The 20,597-nt window shown below is 72.7% G+C and carries 28 protein-coding genes; 25 read left to right on the forward strand and 3 right to left on the reverse strand.

Annotation, left to right across the window (positions count from 1 at the left end; genetic code table 11):
- The 17 genes from FZ988_RS11710 to FZ988_RS11790 all read left to right on the forward strand — a co-directional run bounded on the left by FZ988_RS11710 (nt 1) and on the right by FZ988_RS11790 (nt 10,393).
- Nucleotides 1-186, forward strand: a complete 186-nt coding sequence (locus FZ988_RS11710) for a type Z 30S ribosomal protein S14 (protein WP_149204217.1) — start codon at nt 1-3, stop codon at nt 184-186.
- Between the two features lie 67 nt (nt 187-253).
- Entirely contained in the window at nt 254-652 is a 399-nt protein-coding gene (gene rpsH / locus FZ988_RS11715; RefSeq protein WP_149204218.1) for a 30S ribosomal protein S8, read from the forward strand.
- A 24-nt stretch (nt 653-676) separates the two neighbouring features.
- Entirely contained in the window at nt 677-1,216 is a 540-nt protein-coding gene (gene rplF, locus FZ988_RS11720; RefSeq protein ID WP_149204219.1) for a 50S ribosomal protein L6, read from the forward strand.
- Nucleotide 1,217: 1 nt separating this feature from the next.
- On the forward strand, nt 1,218-1,589 hold the full coding sequence (gene rplR / locus FZ988_RS11725; RefSeq protein WP_149204220.1) for a 50S ribosomal protein L18: 372 nt from the start codon (nt 1,218-1,220) through the stop codon (nt 1,587-1,589).
- A gap of 43 nt (nt 1,590-1,632) precedes the next feature.
- Complete coding sequence (gene rpsE, locus FZ988_RS11730) at nt 1,633-2,277, forward strand: 30S ribosomal protein S5 (RefSeq protein ID WP_149204221.1); 645 nt, start codon at nt 1,633-1,635, stop codon at nt 2,275-2,277.
- Entirely contained in the window at nt 2,277-2,459 is a 183-nt protein-coding gene (rpmD, locus tag FZ988_RS11735; RefSeq protein WP_149204222.1) for a 50S ribosomal protein L30, read from the forward strand. The genes rpsE and rpmD overlap by 1 nt, the downstream gene beginning before the upstream one ends.
- A gap of 2 nt (nt 2,460-2,461) precedes the next feature.
- The gene (gene rplO, locus FZ988_RS18755; protein WP_149204223.1) at nt 2,462-3,157 is read left to right on the forward strand and encodes a 50S ribosomal protein L15; all 696 of its coding nucleotides are present in this window, start codon (nt 2,462-2,464) and stop codon (nt 3,155-3,157) included.
- A 153-nt stretch (nt 3,158-3,310) separates the two neighbouring features.
- A complete protein-coding gene (gene secY, locus FZ988_RS11745) occupies nt 3,311-4,609 on the forward strand; it encodes a preprotein translocase subunit SecY (protein ID WP_149204224.1) in 1,299 nt (432 codons plus the stop codon).
- Entirely contained in the window at nt 4,606-5,196 is a 591-nt protein-coding gene (locus tag FZ988_RS11750; RefSeq protein ID WP_246169455.1) for an adenylate kinase, read from the forward strand. The genes secY and FZ988_RS11750 overlap by 4 nt, the downstream gene beginning before the upstream one ends.
- A gap of 10 nt (nt 5,197-5,206) precedes the next feature.
- On the forward strand, nt 5,207-6,046 hold the full coding sequence (gene map / locus FZ988_RS11755; RefSeq protein WP_149204225.1) for a type I methionyl aminopeptidase: 840 nt from the start codon (nt 5,207-5,209) through the stop codon (nt 6,044-6,046).
- 214 nt (nt 6,047-6,260) lie between these two features.
- Nucleotides 6,261-6,482 carry a translation initiation factor IF-1 gene (infA, locus tag FZ988_RS11760; protein ID WP_012867920.1) on the forward strand — a complete coding sequence of 74 codons (222 nt, stop codon included), beginning with the start codon at nt 6,261-6,263 and terminating at the stop codon, nt 6,480-6,482.
- Between the two features lie 87 nt (nt 6,483-6,569).
- A complete protein-coding gene (gene rpmJ, locus FZ988_RS11765) occupies nt 6,570-6,683 on the forward strand; it encodes a 50S ribosomal protein L36 (protein ID WP_003956441.1) in 114 nt (37 codons plus the stop codon).
- Between the two features lie 200 nt (nt 6,684-6,883).
- Entirely contained in the window at nt 6,884-7,264 is a 381-nt protein-coding gene (gene rpsM / locus FZ988_RS11770) for a 30S ribosomal protein S13 (RefSeq protein ID WP_149204226.1), read from the forward strand.
- A gap of 81 nt (nt 7,265-7,345) precedes the next feature.
- Entirely contained in the window at nt 7,346-7,753 is a 408-nt protein-coding gene (gene rpsK / locus FZ988_RS11775; protein WP_149204227.1) for a 30S ribosomal protein S11, read from the forward strand.
- Nucleotides 7,754-7,917: 164 nt separating this feature from the next.
- Nucleotides 7,918-8,922 (forward strand): DNA-directed RNA polymerase subunit alpha, encoded by a 1,005-nt coding sequence (locus FZ988_RS11780; RefSeq protein WP_149204228.1) that lies wholly within the window; start codon nt 7,918-7,920, stop codon nt 8,920-8,922.
- A gap of 67 nt (nt 8,923-8,989) precedes the next feature.
- Entirely contained in the window at nt 8,990-9,544 is a 555-nt protein-coding gene (rplQ, locus tag FZ988_RS11785; RefSeq protein WP_149204229.1) for a 50S ribosomal protein L17, read from the forward strand.
- A gap of 75 nt (nt 9,545-9,619) precedes the next feature.
- Nucleotides 9,620-10,393, forward strand: coding sequence for an alpha/beta fold hydrolase (locus FZ988_RS11790; protein WP_149204230.1), 774 nt, complete (start codon nt 9,620-9,622; stop codon nt 10,391-10,393).
- Here FZ988_RS11790 and FZ988_RS11795 read toward each other — a convergent pair.
- Nucleotides 10,375-11,178 (reverse strand): ROK family protein, encoded by an 804-nt coding sequence (locus tag FZ988_RS11795; RefSeq protein WP_149204231.1) that lies wholly within the window; start codon nt 11,176-11,178, stop codon nt 10,375-10,377. The genes FZ988_RS11790 and FZ988_RS11795 overlap by 19 nt on opposite strands.
- Nucleotides 11,179-11,385: 207 nt before the next feature.
- Here FZ988_RS11795 and truA point away from each other — a divergent pair, with 207 nt between their 5' ends.
- Together truA and FZ988_RS11805 are read left to right on the forward strand one after the other, a co-directional pair.
- Nucleotides 11,386-12,270 carry a tRNA pseudouridine(38-40) synthase TruA gene (gene truA, locus FZ988_RS11800; protein ID WP_149204344.1) on the forward strand — a complete coding sequence of 295 codons (885 nt, stop codon included), beginning with the start codon at nt 11,386-11,388 and terminating at the stop codon, nt 12,268-12,270.
- Nucleotides 12,267-13,016, forward strand: coding sequence for a GAF and ANTAR domain-containing protein (locus tag FZ988_RS11805; RefSeq protein ID WP_149204232.1), 750 nt, complete (start codon nt 12,267-12,269; stop codon nt 13,014-13,016). The genes truA and FZ988_RS11805 overlap by 4 nt, the downstream gene beginning before the upstream one ends.
- A 21-nt stretch (nt 13,017-13,037) precedes the next feature.
- On the opposite strand, the gene FZ988_RS11810 is transcribed toward FZ988_RS11805, so the two are convergent.
- Complete coding sequence (locus FZ988_RS11810) at nt 13,038-13,547, reverse strand: DUF5709 domain-containing protein (protein ID WP_223145118.1); 510 nt, start codon at nt 13,545-13,547, stop codon at nt 13,038-13,040.
- A gap of 156 nt (nt 13,548-13,703) precedes the next feature.
- Here FZ988_RS11810 and FZ988_RS11815 point away from each other — a divergent pair, with 156 nt between their 5' ends.
- Entirely contained in the window at nt 13,704-15,410 is a 1,707-nt protein-coding gene (locus tag FZ988_RS11815; RefSeq protein ID WP_149204233.1) for an ATP-binding cassette domain-containing protein, read from the forward strand.
- A gap of 33 nt (nt 15,411-15,443) precedes the next feature.
- Here the strand turns inward: FZ988_RS11815 and FZ988_RS11820 are convergent, their stop codons facing one another.
- Nucleotides 15,444-16,046: a LysE/ArgO family amino acid transporter gene (locus FZ988_RS11820; protein WP_149204234.1), complete on the reverse strand. Its 603-nt coding sequence runs from the start codon at nt 16,044-16,046 to the stop codon at nt 15,444-15,446.
- 70 nt (nt 16,047-16,116) lie between these two features.
- Here FZ988_RS11820 and FZ988_RS11825 point away from each other — a divergent pair, with 70 nt between their 5' ends.
- From FZ988_RS11825 to FZ988_RS11845, 5 genes are all read left to right on the forward strand, one after another.
- Entirely contained in the window at nt 16,117-17,055 is a 939-nt protein-coding gene (locus FZ988_RS11825; RefSeq protein ID WP_149204235.1) for a LysR family transcriptional regulator ArgP, read from the forward strand.
- Between the two features lie 171 nt (nt 17,056-17,226).
- The gene (rplM, locus tag FZ988_RS11830; protein WP_149204236.1) at nt 17,227-17,670 is read left to right on the forward strand and encodes a 50S ribosomal protein L13; all 444 of its coding nucleotides are present in this window, start codon (nt 17,227-17,229) and stop codon (nt 17,668-17,670) included.
- 47 nt (nt 17,671-17,717) lie between these two features.
- Complete coding sequence (rpsI, locus tag FZ988_RS11835) at nt 17,718-18,206, forward strand: 30S ribosomal protein S9 (RefSeq protein WP_149204237.1); 489 nt, start codon at nt 17,718-17,720, stop codon at nt 18,204-18,206.
- Nucleotides 18,207-18,320: 114 nt separating this feature from the next.
- Entirely contained in the window at nt 18,321-19,688 is a 1,368-nt protein-coding gene (gene glmM / locus FZ988_RS11840; protein ID WP_149204238.1) for a phosphoglucosamine mutase, read from the forward strand.
- Nucleotides 19,685-20,335, forward strand: a complete 651-nt coding sequence (locus FZ988_RS11845) for a peptide deformylase (protein ID WP_342781226.1) — start codon at nt 19,685-19,687, stop codon at nt 20,333-20,335. The genes glmM and FZ988_RS11845 overlap by 4 nt, the downstream gene beginning before the upstream one ends.
- Nucleotides 20,336-20,597 lie beyond the last annotated feature (262 nt).

Genomic DNA, 20,597 nt, shown 5'->3' on the forward strand with positions numbered 1-20,597 from the left:
ATGGCGAAGACTGCCCTGATCCAGAAGGCGGCGCGGAAGCCGAAGTTCGGCGTGCGTGCCTACACCCGGTGCCAGAAGTGCGGTCGCCCGCACTCCGTGTACCGCAAGTTCGGGCTGTGCCGCATCTGCGTGCGCCAGATGGCGCACCGTGGCGAGCTTCCCGGCGTGACCAAGAGCAGCTGGTAACAACTACGTCGCAGGTCCCGCACGCGCTCAGCGTGGGGATACCGCGTCGAGGAAGGGCACAAGCCCGATGACGATGACCGACCCGATCGCAGACATGCTGACCCGTCTGCGGAACGCGAACTCCGCGTACCACGACTCCGTGACGATGCCGTTCTCCAAGCTCAAGGGCAACATCGCGGACATCCTGCAGGCCGAGGGCTACATCGCCGGCTGGTCCGTCGAGGACGCCCCGGTGGGCAAGAGCCTCACGATCCAGCTCAAGTTCGGCCCCAACCGCGAGCGTTCGCTCGCCGGCGTCCGCCGCGTGTCCAAGCCTGGTCTGCGCGTGTACGCCAAGTCCACCAACCTGCCCCGCGTGCTGGGCGGCCTCGGCGTGGCGATCCTGTCCACGTCCTCCGGGCTGCTCACCGACAAGCAGGCCGCCAAGAAGGGCGTGGGTGGGGAAGTCCTCGCCTACGTCTGGTAACCCGAGAACCGAGAGGAGAGAGCCATGTCTCGAATCGGCAAGGTCCCCGTCCCGGTCCCGGCCGGCGTGGACGTCACGATCGATGCGTCCCTGGTGACCGTCAAGGGCCCCAAGGGCACCATGACGCACACCATCCCCAGCCCCATCCAGGTCACGCGCGCCGACGACGGCTCGCTCGTCGTGGCCCGGCCCGACGACGAGCGCGCGTCGCGTTCGCTCCACGGCCTGACCCGCACGCTGCTGTCCAACCTGGTCACCGGTGTCACCGAGGGCTACACGAAGAAGCTCGAGATCGTCGGTACCGGTTACCGCGTTACCGCGAAGGGCTCGGACCTCGAGTTCGCCCTCGGCTTCAGCCACCCCGTGGTGGTCTCCGCCCCGGACGGCATCACCTTCACGGTCGAGGCGCCCACGCGGTTCTCGGTCAGCGGCATCGACAAGCAGCAGGTCGGCGAGGTCGCCGCGAACATCCGCAAGATCCGCAAGCCCGAGCCCTACAAGGGCAAGGGTGTGCGCTACGCCGGCGAGGTAGTCCGCCGCAAGGCCGGAAAGGCTGGTAAGTAACGTGGCACTCACGATCCGTGGCAAGGGCAAGGCAGTCGCCCGGGCTCGCCGCCACCTGCGTCTTCGCAAGAAGGTCGCCGGCACGGCTGTGCGCCCGCGCCTGGTCGTCACCCGGTCGACCCGACACATGGTCGCCCAGGTCGTCGACGACTCCGTCGGTCGCACCCTGGCGTCCGCGTCCACCCTCGAGGCGGACCTCCGGTCGTTCGACGGTGACAAGACCGCCAAGGCCAAGCGCGTCGGCGAGCTCATCGCCGAGCGCGCCAAGGCCGCTGGCATCGAGGCCGTCGTGTTCGACCGCGGCGGCAACAAGTACCACGGTCGGGTCGCGGCGGTTGCCGACGGTGCCCGCGAGGGCGGGCTGGTCCTGTGACCGCTCACCGAGTCCTGTCCGTACGGAAGCAGAGGATTATCTGATGGCTGCACCGCAGCGCAGCAACACCGGCGCCCAGGCTGGCGGCCCCCCCGCCGGCGGCGGCGACCGGCGTGAGCGCGGCGAGCGTCGTGGCGGAGGCCGTGGCGACGCCGACAAGAGCGCCTTCCTCGAGCGGGTTGTGACCATCAACCGCGTGTCGAAGGTCGTCAAGGGCGGTCGGCGCTTCAGCTTCACCGCGCTGGTCGTGGTGGGCGACGGCGACGGCACCGTCGGCGTCGGCTACGGCAAGGCCAAGGAGGTGCCCGCCGCGATCGCGAAGGGTGTCGAGGAGGCGAAGAAGAGCTTCTTCCGCGTCCCCCGCATCCAGGGCACGATCCCTCACCCCATCACGGGTGAGGCCGCGGCCGGAGTCGTCTTCCTGCGCCCCGCGTCCCCCGGTACCGGTGTCATCGCCGGTGGTCCGGTCCGCGCGGTCCTGGAGTGCGCCGGGATCCACGACGTGCTGTCGAAGTCGATGGGGTCGAGCAACGCGATCAACATCGTCCACGCGACCGTCGAGGCCCTGCGCAACCTCGAGGAGCCCGAGGCGGTGGCTGCACGTCGCGGCCTGAGCCTCGAGCACGTCGCCCCCGCCTCGATGCTCCGGGCGCGTGCCGCGGGCATCGCCGCGAAGGCAGGTGCCTGATGGCCCGGCTCAAGGTGACCCAGACCAAGTCCGCCATCGGCGGCAAGCAGAACCAGCGCGACACGCTGCGGACCCTCGGCCTCAAGCGCATCGGCGACGTCGTCGTCAAGGAGGACCGTCCGGAGATCCGCGGCATGGTCGCTACGGTGACGCATCTCGTCGCCGTCGAGGAGGTCGAGTGACCATGGCAGAGACCAAGAAGGACAAGGACGCCGCGGCTGCCGCGGAGTCCGCGCCCGCCCCCAAGAAGGCGTCGACCAAGGCTGCTGCCGAGAAGGCTCCGGCCAAGGCTGCCGCCAAGGCCGACAAGCCCGCGAAGGCCGAGAAGCCGGCCGCCAAGGCCCCGGCCAAGGCGAGCGCCAAGGCGTCCGCCGCGGCGGACAAGCCCGCCGCGTCGTCCACCAGGGCGAAGGCCAAGGCTCCCGCCGAGGGTGCCGGTGGCACGCTCAAGCTGCACCACCTGCGTCCGGCTCCCGGCGCGCACACCGCCAAGACGCGAGTCGGCCGTGGTGAGGCGTCCAAGGGCAAGACGGCCGGTCGTGGCACCAAGGGCACCAAGGCCCGCTACCAGGTGCCCGAGCGGTTCGAGGGTGGTCAGATGCCGATGCACATGCGTCTGCCGAAGCTGCGCGGGTTCAAGAACCCGTTCCGCACGGAGTACCAGGTCGTGAACCTGGACACCCTCGCGGTGCTCTACCCCAAGGGCGGCGACGTCACGGTCGAGGACCTCGTGGCCAAGGGTGCGGTCCGCAAGGGCGCACCGGTCAAGGTGCTCGGCAACGGTGACGTGAGCGTCAAGCTCACGGTCTCCGTGCAGAAGGTCTCGGCATCGGCGCAGGAGAAGATCCTCGCTGCCGGTGGCTCCATCAGCCAGGACTGACGCTGGACCAAGGGCCGGGCCGCATCGCGACCCGGCCCTTGTGCCGCCCGGTGGCCGGTCTCGGTTAGGGTTCGCAGGGGCCCGCGGGCATGGGCCCGCACGTCGGGTCACCGACGCGACGACACAACCGCCGTCGGCGGAGCAGGAGGACAGGTGCTCAGCGCATTCGTTCGGGCGTTCCGGACCCCAGATCTGCGGCGCAAGCTGCTGTTCACGATCGCGATCATGACGGTCTTCCGCGTCGGCTCGTTCCTCCCGACGCCCGGCGTCGACTACGGGAACGTCCAGCAGTGCGTGGCCGAGACCCAGGGTGCGAACGACCTCCTCGGGCTCGTGAACCTCTTCAGCGGTGGCGCGCTGCTCCAGCTCGCCGTCTTCGCGCTCGGCATCATGCCGTACATCACGGCGAGCATCATCGTGCAGCTGCTCCGCGTCGTCATCCCGCACTTCGAGGCCCTGCACCAGGAGGGCCAGTCCGGGACCGCGCGCCTGACGCAGTACACCCGGTACCTGACCATCGGCCTCGCGATCCTGCAGTCCACGACCATCATCACGGTGGCGCGCAACGGACTGCTCTTCCAGGGCTGCTCGGTGGACGTGATCCCCAACGACGGCGTGACCACGATCCTCATCATGGTCGTCACCATGACCGCGGGCACAGCGCTGATCATGTGGCTCGGCGAGCTCATCAGCGAGCGCGGGATCGGCAACGGCATGTCGCTCCTGATCTTCACGCAGATCGCCGCGACGTTCCCGACGGCCATGTGGTCCATCGCGGGCGGCGACAACGGCGTGACCAAGTTCATCATCGTGCTGGGCATCATCGTGCTCGTCATCGGGCTCGTGGTGTTCGTCGAGCAGTCCCAGCGGCGGATCCCGGTGCAGTACGCGAAGCGCATGGTCGGACGCAAGATGTACGGGGGCTCGAGCACCTACATCCCCATCAAGATCAACATGGCCGGCGTGATCCCGGTGATCTTCGCGTCGTCGCTCCTCGCGATCCCGGGCCTCATCGCCCAGTTCGCCGACCAGACGGCCGGCTGGGTCATCTGGATGGTCAACAACGTGGCCGACCCGGCGAGCCCCCTCAACATCGGGCTCTACGTCCTGCTCATCATCTTCTTCGCCTACTTCTACACGGCGATCACGTTCAACCCGGACGAGGTCGCGGACAACATGAAGAAGTACGGCGGCTTCATCCCCGGCATCCGTGCGGGCCGCCCGACAGCGGAGTACCTCGACTACGTCATCTCGCGCATCACGGCGCCCGGCTCGGTGTACCTGGCGTTCGTCGCGATGATCCCGCTGATCGCGTTCATCCTCCTGGGCGTCGGCACCAACATCCCGTTCGGCGGTGCGTCCATCCTCATCGTCGTCGGCGTCGGCATGGAGACCGTCAAGCAGATCGAGTCCCAGCTCCAGCAGCGGCACTACGAAGGGTTCCTGCGGTGACAGCACGTCTGGTGATCATGGGTCCGCAGGGAGCCGGCAAGGGCACCCAGGCCGCCCGTCTCGCGGAGCACCTCGCGGTACCGGCGATCTCCACGGGCGACATCTTCCGGGCCAACATCAAGGGCGGCACGCCGCTCGGCGAGCTCGCGCAGAGCTACACGGCCCGCGGCGAGCTCGTGCCCGACTCCGTGACCAACGACATGGTCCGTGACCGGCTCGCGCAGGCGGATGCTGCCGAGGGGTTCATCCTCGACGGGTATCCCCGCAACGCCGCGCAGGTCGCCGAGCTGGACGCGATCCTGGCTGGCCACGAGGTGGCGCTGGACGCGGTCGTCGAGCTCACGGCGGACCGTGCCGAACTGCTCGAGCGGCTCCGGCTGCGGGCGCAGGTCGAGGGCCGTGAGGACGACACCGAGGAGTCGATCGCTCGCCGCCTGGACATCTACGACGAGCAGACGGCGCCGCTGACGGCCGCCTACGCCGAGCGTGGCCTCCTCGTGCGCATCGACGGCATCGGCGAGATCGACGAGGTCGCGGACCGCATCGCGGTCGCGCTCGACGACGCCCTCGCCCACCGCGCGGTCTGAGAGGCCGCAGGTGTTCGGGCGCGAGAAGATCGAGTACAAGACGGCCGAGCAGGTCCAGGTGATGCGGCGCGCAGGACTCGTCGTCGCCGCAGCGCACGCCGCCGTGCGTGACGCGGTGCGGGCCGGCGTGACGACCGCCGACCTCGACGCCGTCGCTGCCGAGGTCATCCGCGAGGCCGGCGCGACGCCGTCGTTCCTGGGCTACCACGGCTACCCCGCGACGCTCTGCGTCTCGGTCAACGACGAGATCGTCCACGGGATCCCAGGACCGCGGGTCCTCGAGCCCGGCGACGTCGTGTCGGTGGACTGCGGCGCCATCGTCGACGGGTGGCACGGCGACGCGGCGTTCACCGTCGTGCTCCCCGAGGCCGACCCGGCCGACGTCGCCCTCAGCGACGCGACGGAGCAGGCGATGTGGGCAGGCATCGCGGCGCTCGCCAAGGGGGAGCGCGTCGGAGAGGTCGGGGACGCCGTCGAGGACGTCGTCGCCGCGTCGGGGACGCCCTACGGCATCGTGCAGGAGTACGTCGGGCACGGCATCGGGAGCGCGATGCACCAGCCGCCCGAGGTCCTCAACTACCGCACGCGCGAGCGCGGGCCGCGTCTGCGCGCGGGTCTGTGCGTCGCCGTCGAGCCGATGCTCACGCGCGGGTCGCGCGCGACCCAGGTCCTCGAGGACGACTGGACGGTCGTGACCGAGGACGGGTCCCGGGCGGCGCACTGGGAGCACACCGTCGCCATCGGGCCGGACGGCATCTGGGTCCTGACGGCGCCGGACGGCGGTGCCGCGCGGCTCGCCGAGCTCGGCGTCACCGTCGCGCCCTGGAACTCGACGACCGGGCCGGTCTGAGCACAGCACGGGGCCGACGACGCCGGTTTTCGCCCGCGTCGTCCATGCCGTAGGATGGCCCGTTGGGTGCGTGTGCCCTCGTCGACCTCGCCCGGACTCAGGTCCGCGCGTCGCCGGCGGGACTCGGCATCCGATCCCTGTTCGGACGCCCGTAGGCCCGCGCCGACGGTCGCCCGGGCACGGACGTCCTGTCACCACACAGTTAGCGGAGGAAATGGCAAAGAAGGACGGTGTCATCGAGATCGAGGGCAGCGTGGTCGAGGCCCTGCCGAACGCGATGTTCCGCGTGGAGCTGGCGAACGGCCACAAGGTTCTCGCTCACATCTCGGGCAAGATGCGTCAGCACTACATCCGGATCCTCCCCGAGGACCGGGTCGTGGTGGAGCTGAGCCCGTACGACCTGTCCCGCGGCCGGATCGTGTACCGCTACAAGTAGCCCGCCGGTGATCGTCCGGATCACCCCCGATCGACACTGCCGCCCGTCGCACGCTCGTGCGCGCGTGCGGCGGCGGAGGAACGAGCAATGAAGGTCAAGCCCAGCGTCAAGAAGATCTGCGACAAGTGCAAGGTGATCCGCCGGCACGGTCGTGTGATGGTCATCTGCGACAACCTGCGGCACAAGCAGCGCCAGGGCTGAGCCCCGGCGTCCCGGCCCTCGGGCCGGGGTGCACCAGGTCGACGCGGTCGACCCCCGGCCTCGCACGCGCGAGCGCCGGACCAGCGTACGGTCAGCGCCTTCCGACCCCAGGGTCGGGACGCAACCCCCGGTCGGAGGCCGGGGCCCGCAGCAGCGGGAGGACCGTGCGGAGGACCTCCGAGGCAGTACAGGAGCAGTGAATGGCACGTCTCGTCGGCGTCGACCTCCCCCGTGACAAGCGGCTCGAGGTTGCGCTCACCTACATCTACGGCGTCGGTCGCACCCGCGCCCAGCAGACGCTCGCGGCCACCGGCATCAGCCCGGACCTGCGCGTCAAGGACCTCGGCGACGCTGAGCTCGTCGCCCTGCGCGACCACCTCGAGAACAGCTACAAGCTCGAGGGTGACCTGCGCCGCGAGGTCGCTGCGGACATCCGCCGCAAGGTCGAGATCGGCAGCTACGAGGGCATCCGGCACCGTCGCGGCCTGCCCGTGCGCGGTCAGCGGACCAAGACCAACGCCCGCACCCGCAAGGGCCCGAAGCGCACCGTGGCCGGCAAGAAGAAGGCCGGGCGCAAGTAGCCACCCTCGCGGACGCCCGCACGGTACGCACCGTGCGGCGGCGTCCGCGGCCGACGACCTCAGACCTAGACAAGGAACGCAATGCCTCCCAAGACCCGTACTGCCGGCGCTGCGCGCAAGCCGCGGCGCAAGGAGAAGAAGAACATCGCTGTGGGCGTCGCCCACATCAAGAGCACGTTCAACAACACGATCGTCTCGATCACGGACCCGTCCGGCGCGGTCGTCGCGTGGGCCTCGTCCGGCCAGGTCGGCTTCAAGGGCTCGCGCAAGTCGACGCCCTTCGCGGCGCAGCTCGCCGCCGAGGCCGCCGCGCGTCGTGCCCAGGAGCACGGCATGAAGAAGGTCGACGTCCTGGTCAAGGGCCCCGGCTCGGGCCGTGAGACCGCGATCCGCTCGCTCCAGGCCACGGGCCTCGAGGTCGGCTCGATCCAGGACGTGACGCCCCAGGCGCACAACGGCTGCCGTCCGCCGAAGCGCCGCCGCGTCTGATCTCGTCGCCGGGGCGGGCGGGTCTCCCGCCCGCCCCGGCCGCACGTCCCGCGTGACCCGCCCTGCGGGCCGCGCGGACCAGAAGGACCCTGCCCGGTGGACCGAGACCGCGCAGGCCCGCGTGATGCGTCATATGGCGGACGCACACTGAGAGGACACCCACCGTGCTCATCGCACAGCGCCCCACCCTGACCGAAGAGGTCATCTCCGAGTACCGCTCGCGGTTCGTCATCGAGCCGCTCGAGCCGGGCTTCGGCTACACGCTCGGCAACTCCCTGCGTCGCACGCTGCTCTCGTCCATCCCGGGCGCGGCCGTGACGTCGATCCGGATCGACGGCGTGCTGCACGAGTTCAGCACCGTCACCGGCGCCAAGGAGGACGTCACCGAGATCATCCTGAACATCAAGGAGCTCGTCGTCTCCTCGGAGAACGACGAGCCCGTCGTGATGTACCTGCGCAAGCAGGGCCCCGGCACGGTCACGGCCGCTGACATCACGCCGCCGGCCGGCGTCGAGGTCCACAACCCCGACCTGCACATCGCCACGCTCAACGGCAAGGGCAAGCTCGAGGTCGAGCTCACGGTCGAGCGCGGCCGCGGCTACGTCTCCGCGCAGCAGAACAAGGCCTACGACGCCGAGATCGGCCGCGTGCCGGTCGACTCGATCTACTCGCCGGTCCTCAAGGTGACCTACAAGGTCGAGGCCACGCGTGTCGAGCAGCGCACCGACTTCGACAAGCTCATCGTCGACGTCGAGACCAAGCGGGCCATCACGCCGCGCGACGCGCTCGCCTCCGCGGGCAAGACGCTCGTCGAGCTCTTCGGCCTCGCCCGTGAGCTCAACGTCGAGGCCGAGGGCATCGAGATCGGGCCGTCGCCGACGGACGCCGCTCTCGCCGCCGACCTGGCCCTGCCGATCGAGGAGCTCCAGCTCACGATCCGCTCCTACAACTGCCTCAAGCGCGAGGGCATCCACTCGGTGGGCGAGCTCGTGGCACGCAGCGAGGCCGACCTCCTGGACATCCGCAACTTCGGTGCGAAGTCCATCACCGAGGTCAAGGAGAAGCTCGCCGGGCTCGGCCTGTCGCTCAAGGACAGCCCGATCGACTTCGACCCCACCGCGGCCGCCTACTACGACGACGCCGACTTCCCCGAGGACGAGCTGTCCTGACGCCGTGGCGGACCGGACGGTGAACCCGACCGGTCCCGCGATCTTCGAGAACTGAGGAGTACAGACCATGCCTACGCCCACCAAGGGTCCGCGGCTCGGCGGCGGTCCGGCGCACGAGCGGCTCATCCTCGCCAACCTGGCGACGAGCCTGTTCGAGCACCGTCGGATCACCACGACCGAGGCCAAGGCGAAGCGGCTCCGCCCGCTCGCCGAGCGCCTGATCACCTTCGCCAAGCGCGGCGACCTGCACGCGCGTCGCCGTGTGCTGACGACCGTCCGCGACAAGAGCGTCGTGCACGTGCTCTTCACGGAGATCGCGCCGGCCATGGCCGAGCGCCACGGTGGCTACACGCGCATCACCAAGATCGGCCCGCGCAAGGGTGACAACGCACCCATGGCCGTGATCGAGCTCGTGCTCGAGCCCGTCAGCCCGAAGCAGGCGACCGTCCGCGAGGCCGAGAAGGCCACGAAGAAGGCCGCCGCACCGAAGAAGGCCGAGAAGGCCGCAGCTCCGGTCGAGGAGGCGCCGGTCGAGGAGACCGAGGCCGTCGAGACCCCCGCCGAGGAGACCGTGGACGCGACCCCGGCCGAGGAGACCACCGAGGGCTCCGAGAAGGCCTGACGCACCACGCACCACGGACGACCACGCAGGGCCCGGACCGATCACGGTCCGGGCCCTGCGCCGTAGGCTGGACGGATGACCTCGCGTGACACGCACGGTGCGGGCGCCGTCCCCGTCGTCCTGCTGCACGGCGCACGTGTCTCACGCACGATGTGGGGGACGCAGCTCGAGGCCCTGCGGCGGACCGGCCGCGAGGCGCTCGCGATCGACCTGCCCGGGCACGGGCGACGTGCGGGGGAGACGTTCACCGTCGAGGGCAGCCTCGAGGCGATCGACGACGCGGTCGACGCCGTCGGTGGACGCGCCTGCCTGGTCGGTCTGTCGCTCGGCGGCTTCCTCGGGATCACCTACACGGCCCGCAGGCCCGAGCGCGTCGTCGGCCTCGTCGCCGCCGGGTGCAGCACCGACCCGGGCAACCCGCTCACGGACGCGTGGCGGCTCGCCGCGGGCATGATCGGGAGGCTGCCGGACCGGGGGGAGTGGCTCAACCAGGCCCTCGTGGACCGTGCGCTGCCGACCGAAGGGGCGAAGATGCTCGCCGAGGGTGGCTTCGCCCTCGACGTCATGGTCGACCTCCTCACGCAGATGCGCACCGTCCGGACGCTCGACGACCTCCGGCGCATCCACTGCCCGGTGTGGCTCGTCAACGGCCGGTGGGACCACTTCCGCACGCAGGAGAGGCGCTTCCTGCGCGCCTGCCCGTCGGCCCGGCTCGTCGTCGTGCCGGGTGCGACGCACCTCGTCAGCGTCGTGCGCCCGGTCGCCTTCAACCGGGTGATGCTCGGGGCGCTCGACGAGCTCGACCGGCTCGAGCGTGCGGACCGGGCGGCTCAGCCCGCGCCCGGGTGATGCGCCGAGCCCGCCCGTAGCGCCCAGGCCCGCACGCCGCCGACGATGCCCGCGGAGTTCGGCACCACGACGACGTCGTCGCCCAGCGCGTCGAGCGTGACCGGCCGGATGCGGCGAGAGTTGCCCCCGCCCAGGTAGAGGCGGTCCCAGTGGAACACCGGCCGCAGGCCGTCGACGGCGCGACGCACGCGGCGTGACCAGGCGGCGTCGCCGAGCCGCCGTCGCTCGTGCTCGCCCAGGTAGGCGTCGTACGTCACGCCCCACCGGACGGGCGCGTGCGACAGCTCGAGGTGCGGGGACAGGACGCCGCCGTCGAAGAGCGCGGAACCGAGGCCGGTCCCGAGGGTGAGCACGAGCTCGAGACCGCTGCCCGAGACGACGCCCGCGCCGTGGACCTCCGCGTCGTTGAGCACCAGGGTCGGGCAGCCGAGCGCCGTGCCGAGGGCCGCCGCCATGTCCTTGCCGGCCCATGCGGCGACGAGCTCCGGGTCGACCCGGCTCCGCGGCCCCGAGCGGGTCACGTAGTGCGGCGTCGCGATGACGACGCCGTGGCGGATCATGCCCGGCATGCCCACGGTCGCGCGCTCCGCGGGCGGGAGGCCCCGGGCGATCTCGACGATGGTCGCCACGAGCCGCTCGGGCGGCAGGGGGTAGGGCGTCGGCACCCGGACCGGGGGCACGTGGAGCGTGCCCGCGGCGTCCAGCACGGAGGCCTTGATGCCGCCGCCGCCGCAGTCGACCGCGAGCGTGCGTCCCGCCCCCGGTGCGTCCGTGCTGGTGCTCACGCGGCGACCCTAGGCCCGTGCGGCCCGCGCTCGCCACACGGCGAGGCCCGTGCGGCCCGCGCCCGCCACGCGGCCGAGGCCCCGCCGGCCCGTCGACGTGCGGCCGGGACGCGCAGGGCTCAGTACCGTGTGCACGTGAGTGCCGAGCAGCAGGTCAGCGCCGAGCCCGAGGAGGGGCGGTCCTCCCGGTCCGAGGGGTCCGCTGGTCTGCGCGTCCGGCTGGACCTGTCCTACGACGGGACCGCGTTCGCCGGCTGGGCGACGCAGCCCGGTCTGCGCACGGTGCAGGGCACGCTCGAGGCGGCGCTCGGGACGGTCCTGCGCTGCGCCGAGCCGCGCCTGACCGTCGCCGGCCGCACGGACGCCGGCGTGCACGCGCGCGGTCAGGTCGCGCACGTCGACCTCGACCCGGACGTGTGGGCGGCCGTCCGCGGTCGGATGACCGGGGAGCCCGGCGTCGCGCTCGTCCGCAGGCTCGCCGGCGTCCTGCCGCCCGACGTCGTGGTGCACAGGGCACAGCCCGCCCCTGAGGGCTTCGACGCGCGCTTCTCCGCGTTGCACCGCCGGTACACCTACCGGTTGGCCGACGACGCGGTCCGGGTCGACCCGCTGCGCCGCAGCCACGTCGTGCGCAACCGCCTGCCGCTCGACGTGGGGCCGATGAGCGAGGCCGCCGCGGACCTCGTCGGGCGGCACGACTTCGCCGCGTTCTGCCGCCCGCGACCGGGGGCCACGACGATCCGCACGTTGCAGGTCCTCGACGTCGTGCGGCCCTCGACGGGCCAGGACGCCGGTCTCGTCGTCGTCGTCGTGCAGGCCGACGCGTTCTGCCACAGCATGGTCCGCGCCCTCGTCGGTGCGCTCGTGGCCGTCGGCGAGGGCCGCCGGTCTGCCGGGTGGCCCGCGGAGCTCCTCGCAGGCCGCGCCCGGGACCCCGGGAGCGCCGTCGCGCCCGCGCACGGGCTCGTGCTCGAGGAGGTCGTCTACCCTCGTGCGGCCGACCTCGCCGAGCGGGCCCGGCAGACGCGCGCGCGCCGCGACCCCGCGGACGTCGACGACGCGCACGCGCACCGGGAAGAGGAGGACGGATGACCGACGAGCAGCACGGCGCCGACCCCGTCGCGGTCGCGCAGGTCTTCGTGGACCTGGCCGCGACGCTCGTCGGGCCCTACGCGGTCCCGGACCTCGCGCAGCGGCTCGTCGACGGGTGCGTCGAGGTCCTCGACGTCTGGGCGGCGGGCCTGCTCCTGGCGGACCCGGGGTCGACCCCCAAGGTGCTCGCGGCGAGCACCCACCAGGCCGAGCTCCTCGAGCTCGTGCAGGTGCGCTCGGGCCAGGGCCCGTGCCTCGAGGCGATGCGCCGCGACGAGCTCGTCGTGGTCGACGACGTCCCGGCGCGCCAGGAGGACTGGCCCGACTGGGTCGCGGGGGCGCAGGCGCTCGGCATCGACCGGGCCTACGGCATCCCGCTGCACCACGAGGGCGAGACGATCGGTGCGCTCAACCTCTTCCGGCGTGACGCCGGACCGCTCGGCGCGGGCGGCCTCGCCGTCGCTCGCTCGCTCGCGGACATGGCCACGCTCGCGATCCTCCAGCACCGTGCGATGGACGAGGCGACGACGGTGGCGGTGCAGCTCCAGCGCGCGCTCGACAGCAGGGTCGTGATCGAGCAGGCCAAGGGCGTGCTCGCCGAGCGGGAGGGCGTGTCCGTGGGTGACGCCTTCGCGCGGCTGCGCGCACAGGCTCGGGCGGGCTCGAGGCCGATCAGCGCGGTGGCGCACGACGTCGTCGCAGGGGCCGCGGCGCCCTCGACATCCGCGGGCGCGGACGGGGCCTGACGGGGCGGCGACCGTGACGGGTCACCGCTGCGGGCGGGGGACCTCGTCGGGTGCGGTCAGGTCGGCGTCGAACCCCTGGTCGAACCCGTCGTCGTCGAGCTCGTCCTCGTCGGGCACGAGGTGCACGGCGGCCTCCTCGGCGCTCGCGCCGCTGCCGGCGATGCCGACGTCCTGGGCCATGAGGCTCGTGGCGGACAGGCCGCCGGACTCCGCGACCGCGGGCGCGAGCCGTCCGGCGCGGTCCGGGTCGCTCGCCCCGGCGTCGGGCCCGTCGGCGGTGTCCCAGACCTCCGGCTGCTCCTGGGCGAGCCGCTCGTCGAGGGACTCGCCCTCGTACTGCTCGAGCTCGGTCTCGAGGCGGTGGCCGCTCGGGTGGTCGGGCGGGGAGTAGCCCTCGTCGAGCACGTTCTCGACGCCCCTGTCGAGGAGCGTGTCGTCCTGCTCGAGCTGGTTGCTGTCGCCCTCGGCCCCGGACTCCGGGTCCGGGGACGTGCCGGTGGTGTCGCCGTAGCCGCCCGTGTCGCTGGTCATGCCCCTACCGTGGCACCGGGCCGTGGCGCACGCATCCGGGACCTGTGCGGTCGCCGCGACGGGGCCGGCCCACGGCGGGCCGCGCGAGGGGCGCCCGTCCCCGGGGCGCGCGCAATGCCGTCGCGGCGGCGCCCGGTGGCACGGGACACTCGTGCGGTGGGACACCTGGACATCAACGGCATCGGCTACGTGCTGCCCGACGGCCGCCCCCTGCTGGCCGGCATCGACCTGCGGGTCGCGGACGGCGCCAAGACCGCGCTCGTCGGACCCAACGGGGCGGGCAAGACGACGCTGCTGCGGATCGTGGCGGGCGACGAGCAGCCGCATGCGGGCACGGTCGCACGGTCGGGCGGCCTGGGGGTCATGCGGCAGTTCGTCGGGCGCATCGCCGACGACCGGTCGGTCCGGGACCTGCTCGCGTCGCTCGCGCCCGCGGCGGTCAGCGCGGCGGCCACCGAGCTGACGGCCGCCGAGCTCGCCATGATGGAGGTCGACGACACGCCCTCCCAGATGCGCTACGCGCAGGCGCTCGCGGACTGGGCCGACGTGGGCGGCTACGAGGCCGAGGTCGGCTGGGACCGGGTCACCGACGCGGTGCTCTCGCTCCCGTTCGACCGGGCCCAGCACCGTGAGGTGCGCACGCTCTCGGGCGGCGAGCAGAAGAGGCTCGTGCTCGAGGCCCTGCTGCGCGGGCCGGACGAGGTGCTGCTGCTCGACGAGCCCGACAACTACCTCGACGTGCCGACCAAGCGGTGGCTCGAGGAGCGGCTCGCGTCGTCGGGCAAGACGGTGCTCTTCGTGAGCCACGACCGCGAGCTGCTCGCGCGGACGGCCACGCACGTCGCCAGCCTCGAGCCGACCGAGGCGGGCTCGACCCTGTGGGTGCACGGGGGAGGGTTCGGCGACTTCGGCGCCGCGCGTGCGGCGCGCGTCGCGCGGCTCGAGGAGCTGACCCGACGGTGGGAGGAGGAGCGCACCAAGCTTCGTGACCTCGTGAACACCCTGAAGAACAAGGCGGCCTTCAACGACGGCCTCGCCTCGCGCTACCAGGCCGCGCAGACCCGGTTGCGCAAGTTCGAGGAGGTCGGCCCGCCGCAGGTCATGGCCCGTGAGCAGGACGTCCGGGTGCGCCTCGTGGGCGGCCGCACGGCCAAGCGCGCCGTGGTCGCTGAGCGGCTCGAGCTGACGGGCCTCATGCGTCCGTTCGACCTCGAGGTGTGGTTCGGGGAACGCGTCGCGGTGCTGGGGTCCAACGGGTCGGGCAAGTCGCACTTCCTGCGCCTCCTCGCTGCGGGCGGGACCGACCCCGACCGGGAGCACGCCCCGGTGGACGACGCGGGCACGGGGGAGGGGGCGGCCGTCGCGCCGGCCCCGGTGGCCCACACCGGCCGGGTGGTGCTCGGCTCGCGGGTACGGCCCGGCTGGTTCGCGCAGAACGACACGCACCCCGAGCTCGCGGGGCGCACCCTCCTGGAGATCCTGCACCGCGGGCACGGCTCCCGGGCGGGCATGGGGCGTGAGCAGGCGAGCAAGGCGCTCGACCGCTACGAGCTCGTCGCTGCTGCGGAGCAGCGGTACGGGACGCTCTCGGGTGGCCAGCAGGCGCGCTTCCAGATCCTGCTGCTCGAGCTCGGCGGGGCGACCCTGCTGCTGCTCGACGAGCCGACGGACAACCTCGACCTGCACTCGGCGGAGGCGCTCGAGCGAGGGCTCGCCGCGTTCGAGGGGACCGTCGTCGCGGTGACGCACGACCGCTGGTTCGCGCGCGGGTTCGACAGGTTCCTGGTGTTCGGAGCGGACGGCGAGGTCGTGGAGACGCCCGAGGCCGTGTGGGACGCGGGTCGCGTGCAGCGCCGCCGGTGACGTCGCCGGCGTGCTCGGCGCAGGCCGGCGGCCTCAGGCGAGGAGGAGCGAGACGGCGAGCGTGACCATGACGACGGCGATCGCGGCGTCGAGGACGCGCCAGGCGCTCGGGCGCGCGAACACGGGCCGCAGGCGGTGCGCGCCGAACCCGAGCCCCGTGAACCACAGCGCGCTCGCGGAGACGGCCCCGGCGGCGAACGCCCAGCGCCCCGCGGGTCCGTGCTGGTTCGCGACCGAGCCCAGCAGCACGACCGTGTCCAGGTAGACGTGCGGGTTGAGGAAGGTCAGGGCGAGGGCGGTCGCGAGGACCCCGCGGTGGCCGGCCGGGGCCGCCGTCGCGGGGTCCAGGTGCGCCGGCCGACGCGCACGCGCGGCGGCCTGGGCCCCGACGAGGAGGAGGAAGGCCGCGCCCGCGTAGCGCGTGACCGTCAGCACGACGGGGTGCGCGGTCACCAGGGTCCCCAGGCCGGCGACCCCGCCGACGATGAGTGCGGCGTCGGCCAGGGCGCACACGAGGACGACCGTCAGCACGTGCTCGCGCCGGATGCCCTGGCGGAGCACGAACGCGTTCTGCGCCCCGATCGCGACGATCAGGGACAGGCCCGTGAGGAGGCCCGAGAGGGCGGCGGTGGTCACGCCGACACGCTAGGTCGGTCCGCAGGTGAAGACCAGTTCATCTTTCTTCAGCATCATTAGCATGGCTCACATGGAACTGGACCGGCAGCAGCTCGCCACGCTCGCCGCGGTGGTCGAGCACGGGAGCTTCGACGCGGCCGCGCGCGTGCTCCACGTGACGCCGTCCGCGGTCAGCCAGCGGGTCAAGGCGCTCGAGCAGCGCGCGGGCCAGGTGCTCGTCCGCCGCGTGCGCCCCTGCCTGCCCACGGCCCCGGGCGAGGTCCTCGTGCGGCTCGCCGGCCAGCTCGCGCTCCTGGAGGCGGAGGCCGGGCGCGCCCTGACCCCGGACGCCCGCGGCGTCGTCCGGCTCGCCGTCGCCGTGAACGCCGACTCCCTGTCCACGTGGTTCCCGCGCGTCCTGCGCGAGCTGCCCGACGACGTCGTGGTGGACCTGCGGCGCGAGGACCAGGACCACTCGGACGAGCTGCTGCGCGCGGGCACCGTCATGGCGGCCGTGACGGCCGACGGGCGGGCTGTGCAGGGGTGCCGCGTCCACGCGCTGGGCGCGATGCGCTACCTCGCGCTCGCCGCCCCGGCCTTCCACCGGCGCTGGATCGCCGACGCCGACGCCGGCGACGGGCCCGGGGCGCCCGCGCAGGGCCGGGTCGGGCGTGCCGATGCCGCGCGCCGCGTGGGCCGTGCGCCGGCGATCGCGTTCAACGACAAGGACGCGCTGCAGGACAGGTTCGTCCAGCAGCTGGGCGGCGGCGCGCTCGAGGCGCCGGTGCACCACGTCCCCTCCTCGTGGGCGTACGTCGAGCTCGTCCGGCAGGGGCTGGGCTGGGGGATGGTGCCCGAGGTCGCCGCACGCGAGGACCTCGCATCGGGCGCACTCGTCGAGGTGGTGCCGGGCGGTCACCTCGACGTGCCCCTGCACTGGCAGCACTGGCGGCTCGAGACGCCGCTCCTCGCGGACCTCACGCGGCGGGTCCTGGAGGTCGCCGGGAAGGACCTGCACCCCCTGTTTTGACCCCCTCGGCACGCGGAAGGTACTCTGGGACGTCGTTGTGCGCCCCCAGTGGCTCACCCACGCGGAGCTCCCACTCTCCGCGGGTGCCGAGGAGAGCACGATGCCCGACCTCATCGCGGCTCGCTGAGCACGATGCACCTCATTCAGCTACACGAAACGAAGGCTACGACCGTGCGCACGTACACCCCGAAGCCCGGCGACGTCGAGCGGACCTGGCACGTCATCGACGCGACCGACGTCGTGCTGGGCCGGCTCGCCACCCAGGTCGCGACGCTGCTGCGTGGCAAGCACAAGGCGACCTTCGCCCCGCACGTCGACGGCGGTGACTTCGTCATCGTGATCAACGCGGACAAGATCGCGCTGACGGGGAACAAGCGGGAGCAGAAGCTCGCGTACCGCCACTCGGGCTACCCGGGCGGCCTCCGCGCCGTCCCGTACTCCGAGCTGCTCGCCAAGAAGCCCGAGCGCGCCGTGGAGAAGGCCGTGCGCGGCATGCTCCCCAAGACGTCGCTCTCGCGCGCCCAGCTGACGAAGCTCAAGGTCTACGCCGGGCCGGAGCACCCGCACGCGGCGCAGCAGCCGAAGCCCTTCGAGATCACCCAGGTCGCCCAGTAGGCCCTGGCCCGCTGGCAGACACCACACAGGACGCGAGGACACCACCAGTGGCCGAGACCACCGTCGACATCGACGCCGTGGGCGATGACACGCCCACCAGCTACACCTCCGAGACCACGGCACCCACCGGTCGCGGCCAGAGCCTCACGGCCCCCGGCCAGGCCCTCGGCCGCCGCAAGGAAGCCGTCGCCCGGGTCCGCCTGGTGCCCGGCACGGGTCAGTGGAAGATCAACGGGCGCACGCTCGAGGACTACTTCCCGAACAAGGTCCACCAGCAGCTCGTCAACAGCCCGCTGAAGCTCGTGGACGTCGAGGGGCGCTTCGACGTCATCGCGCGCATCCACGGCGGCGGCGTGAGCGGCCAGGCCGGCGCACTGCGCCTCGGCATCGCCCGGGCGCTCAACGAGATCGACGCCGAGCACAACCGGCCCTCCCTCAAGAAGGCCGGCTTCCTCACGCGTGACGCCCGCGTCGTCGAGCGCAAGAAGGCCGGGCTCAAGAAGGCCCGCAAGGCGCCGCAGTACTCCAAGCGCTGACATCCGTCCCCACCGACGGCCCCGATGGTCACCATCGGGGCCGTCGGTCGTGACGGGGTTGTTCCTACGGCCCGTGGTCCCGTGTGGGACAGTCGGGCCGGACGAGGAGGTCTGATGGGTCGGCTGTTCGGAACCGACGGTGTACGGGGCATGGCCAACCGCGACGTCACGGCAGAGCTCGCGCTCGACGTCTCCGTCGCGGCGGCGCACGTGCTGGGCTCGACGGGTGCCTTCGAGGGCCACCGGCCCCGGGCCGTGATCGGGCGTGACCCCCGCGCGTCCGGGGAGTTCCTCTCGGCCGCCGTCGCCGCGGGCCTCGCGAGCGCGGGCGTCGACGTCGTCGACCTCGGCGTGCTGCCGACCCCCGGCGTCGCGCACCTCACGGGCGTGCTCGACGTGGACCTCGGCGTCATGCTCTCGGCGTCGCACAACCCCATGCCGGACAACGGCATCAAGTTCTTCACGCGTGGCGGGCACAAGCTGCCCGACGACGTCGAGGACGCCATCGAGCAGCGGATGCGCGAGCCCTGGGACCGCCCCACCGGGGTGGACGTCGGCCGGATCAGGCTCGACATCGGCTCCTCGGGCGCGCGGTACGTCGACCACCTGGTCTCCACGCTCCCCGCCGGCGCCGACGGGGGCAGCCCGCTGGCAGGCCTGCGGATCGCCGTCGACTGCGCCAACGGCGCGGCGAGCGAGGTCGGTCCTGCCGCGCTGCGCGCCGCCGGTGCTGACGTCGTCGTGATCAACGCGTCGCCCGACGGTCGCAACATCAACGAGAAGTGCGGCTCGACCCACCCGGAGCAGCTGCAGGCCGCCGTCGTGGCGGCTGGCGCGGACCTCGGAGTCGCGTTCGACGGCGACGCGGACCGCTGCCTCGCGGTGGACCACACCGGTGCGCTGGTCGACGGCGACCAGATCATGGGGATCCTCGCCGTGGCCCTCAAGGAGCGCGGCGAGCTCGTCGAGGACACCCTCGTCATCACGGTCATGAGCAACCTGGGCCTCCAGCTCGCGATGACCGAGGCCGGGATCCGCACCGTGCAGACGGGCGTGGGCGACCGCTACGTGCTCGAGGAGATGCGCGCGGGCGGGTTCAGCCTCGGCGGCGAGCAGTCCGGGCACCTGATCCTCGCGCGGCACGCGACGACGGGCGACGGCACCCTCACCGCGCTCCAGCTCGCCGCGCGCGTCGCGACGACGGGGCGCCCCCTCGCCGAGCTCGCGGCGTCGGTCGCCCGCCTCCCGCAGGTCCTCGTCAACGTCTCCGGCGTCGACCGGACCCGCGCGGGCACGGACGACGGGCTCCTCGAGGCGGTCTCGGCCGCGGAGGCCGAGCTCGGACGGTCCGGCCGGGTGCTCCTGCGGCCCTCCGGGACCGAGCCGGTCGTGCGTGTCATGGTGGAGGCCGGTCACCAGGACCTCGCCGACCAGGTCGCCCACCGCCTGGCCGACGTCGTCCGGGAGCGGCTCGCGCTGTGACGGTGACGTGGCCCGACGACGCGGCCGCGCTGCGCCTCGAGGTCGAACGGCTCCTGAGCGGGCAGCGTCCCCTGCCGATCGTCCAGGCCGGCCACCCCGCGCTGCGCGCGCATGCACGGCCGTACCGCGGAGAGCTCGACGGGGAGCTCCTCGTCGCGCTCGTCGCCGCGATGCGTGAGGCGATGTACGCGGCCCCCGGCGTCGGCCTCGCCGCACCGCAGGTCGGCCTCAGCCTCGCGATCGCCGTCGTCGAGGACGCCTGGCCGGTCCCGGGCGCGGTCGCGCAGGCGCGTGAGCGCACCGAGGTCCCGTTCCGGGTCCTGGTCAACCCCCGGTACGTGCCGGTCAGCGACACGCGCGTCGCGTTCTACGAGGGCTGCCTCAGCGTGCACGGCTACCAGGCGGTGACTCCCCGGTGGCGCTCGGTGCGGCTGACGGGGACCGACGAGACGGGCGCCGCGGTCGACGAGGTGCTGCACGGCTGGCCCGCGCGCATCGTCCAGCACGAGACGGACCACCTCGCGGGTCGGCTGTACCTCGACGTCGCCGAGATGCGGTCCCTCGTCGCACCGGCGGAGGCGCTGCGGTGGTCCGGGGACCTCACGCCCGAGCGGGCGGCCCAGGAGCTCGGCTTCACGCTGCCCTGACGTCGTCGTCGGCGTCGCCGCCGTCGTCATCGACGCCTCGCGCCGGTCGCGGGAGAGGGGCCGGGGCGCGTCTCGGCCTCGTGGGGGACCCCGGCTCATCCCTTCGGTGGACGCGCACAGCCCGCGCGCTGCGCGAGGATCGTGGCGCATCAGCGAACCAGGGTCCGCTCGGGGTTCCTTGGGGGTTGTCCCCCATTCCGCCGGGCGGTCCCGCGTCCTACCGTTGACGCAGAGGGGCACCCGCCCCTCGTCAGACCTCGTG

The organism is Actinotalea subterranea (assembly GCF_008364845.1).
GTDB classification, from domain to species: Bacteria; Actinomycetota; Actinomycetes; order Actinomycetales; family Cellulomonadaceae; genus Actinotalea; species Actinotalea subterranea.

Coding starts and splice junctions, on each gene's coding strand:
- rplO (WP_149204223.1), top strand. CDS start 2,462: ATGGCAGAGACCAAGAAGGACAAGGACGCCGCGGCTGCCGCGGAGTCC.
- rpsE (WP_149204221.1), top strand. CDS start 1,633: ATGGCTGCACCGCAGCGCAGCAACACCGGCGCCCAGGCTGGCGGCCCC.
- rpsK (WP_149204227.1), top strand. CDS start 7,346: ATGCCTCCCAAGACCCGTACTGCCGGCGCTGCGCGCAAGCCGCGGCGC.
- FZ988_RS11810 (WP_223145118.1), bottom strand. CDS start 13,547: ATGACCAGCGACACGGGCGGCTACGGCGACACCACCGGCACGTCCCCG.
- glmM (WP_149204238.1), top strand. CDS start 18,321: ATGGGTCGGCTGTTCGGAACCGACGGTGTACGGGGCATGGCCAACCGC.
- infA (WP_012867920.1), top strand. CDS start 6,261: ATGGCAAAGAAGGACGGTGTCATCGAGATCGAGGGCAGCGTGGTCGAG.
- FZ988_RS11825 (WP_149204235.1), top strand. CDS start 16,117: ATGGAACTGGACCGGCAGCAGCTCGCCACGCTCGCCGCGGTGGTCGAG.
- rplQ (WP_149204229.1), top strand. CDS start 8,990: ATGCCTACGCCCACCAAGGGTCCGCGGCTCGGCGGCGGTCCGGCGCAC.
- FZ988_RS11790 (WP_149204230.1), top strand. CDS start 9,620: ATGACCTCGCGTGACACGCACGGTGCGGGCGCCGTCCCCGTCGTCCTG.
- FZ988_RS11710 (WP_149204217.1), top strand. CDS start 1: ATGGCGAAGACTGCCCTGATCCAGAAGGCGGCGCGGAAGCCGAAGTTC.
- rpsH (WP_149204218.1), top strand. CDS start 254: ATGACGATGACCGACCCGATCGCAGACATGCTGACCCGTCTGCGGAAC.
- rpmJ (WP_003956441.1), top strand. CDS start 6,570: ATGAAGGTCAAGCCCAGCGTCAAGAAGATCTGCGACAAGTGCAAGGTG.
- rpsM (WP_149204226.1), top strand. CDS start 6,884: ATGGCACGTCTCGTCGGCGTCGACCTCCCCCGTGACAAGCGGCTCGAG.
- rpmD (WP_149204222.1), top strand. CDS start 2,277: ATGGCCCGGCTCAAGGTGACCCAGACCAAGTCCGCCATCGGCGGCAAG.
- rplF (WP_149204219.1), top strand. CDS start 677: ATGTCTCGAATCGGCAAGGTCCCCGTCCCGGTCCCGGCCGGCGTGGAC.
- FZ988_RS11805 (WP_149204232.1), top strand. CDS start 12,267: ATGACCGACGAGCAGCACGGCGCCGACCCCGTCGCGGTCGCGCAGGTC.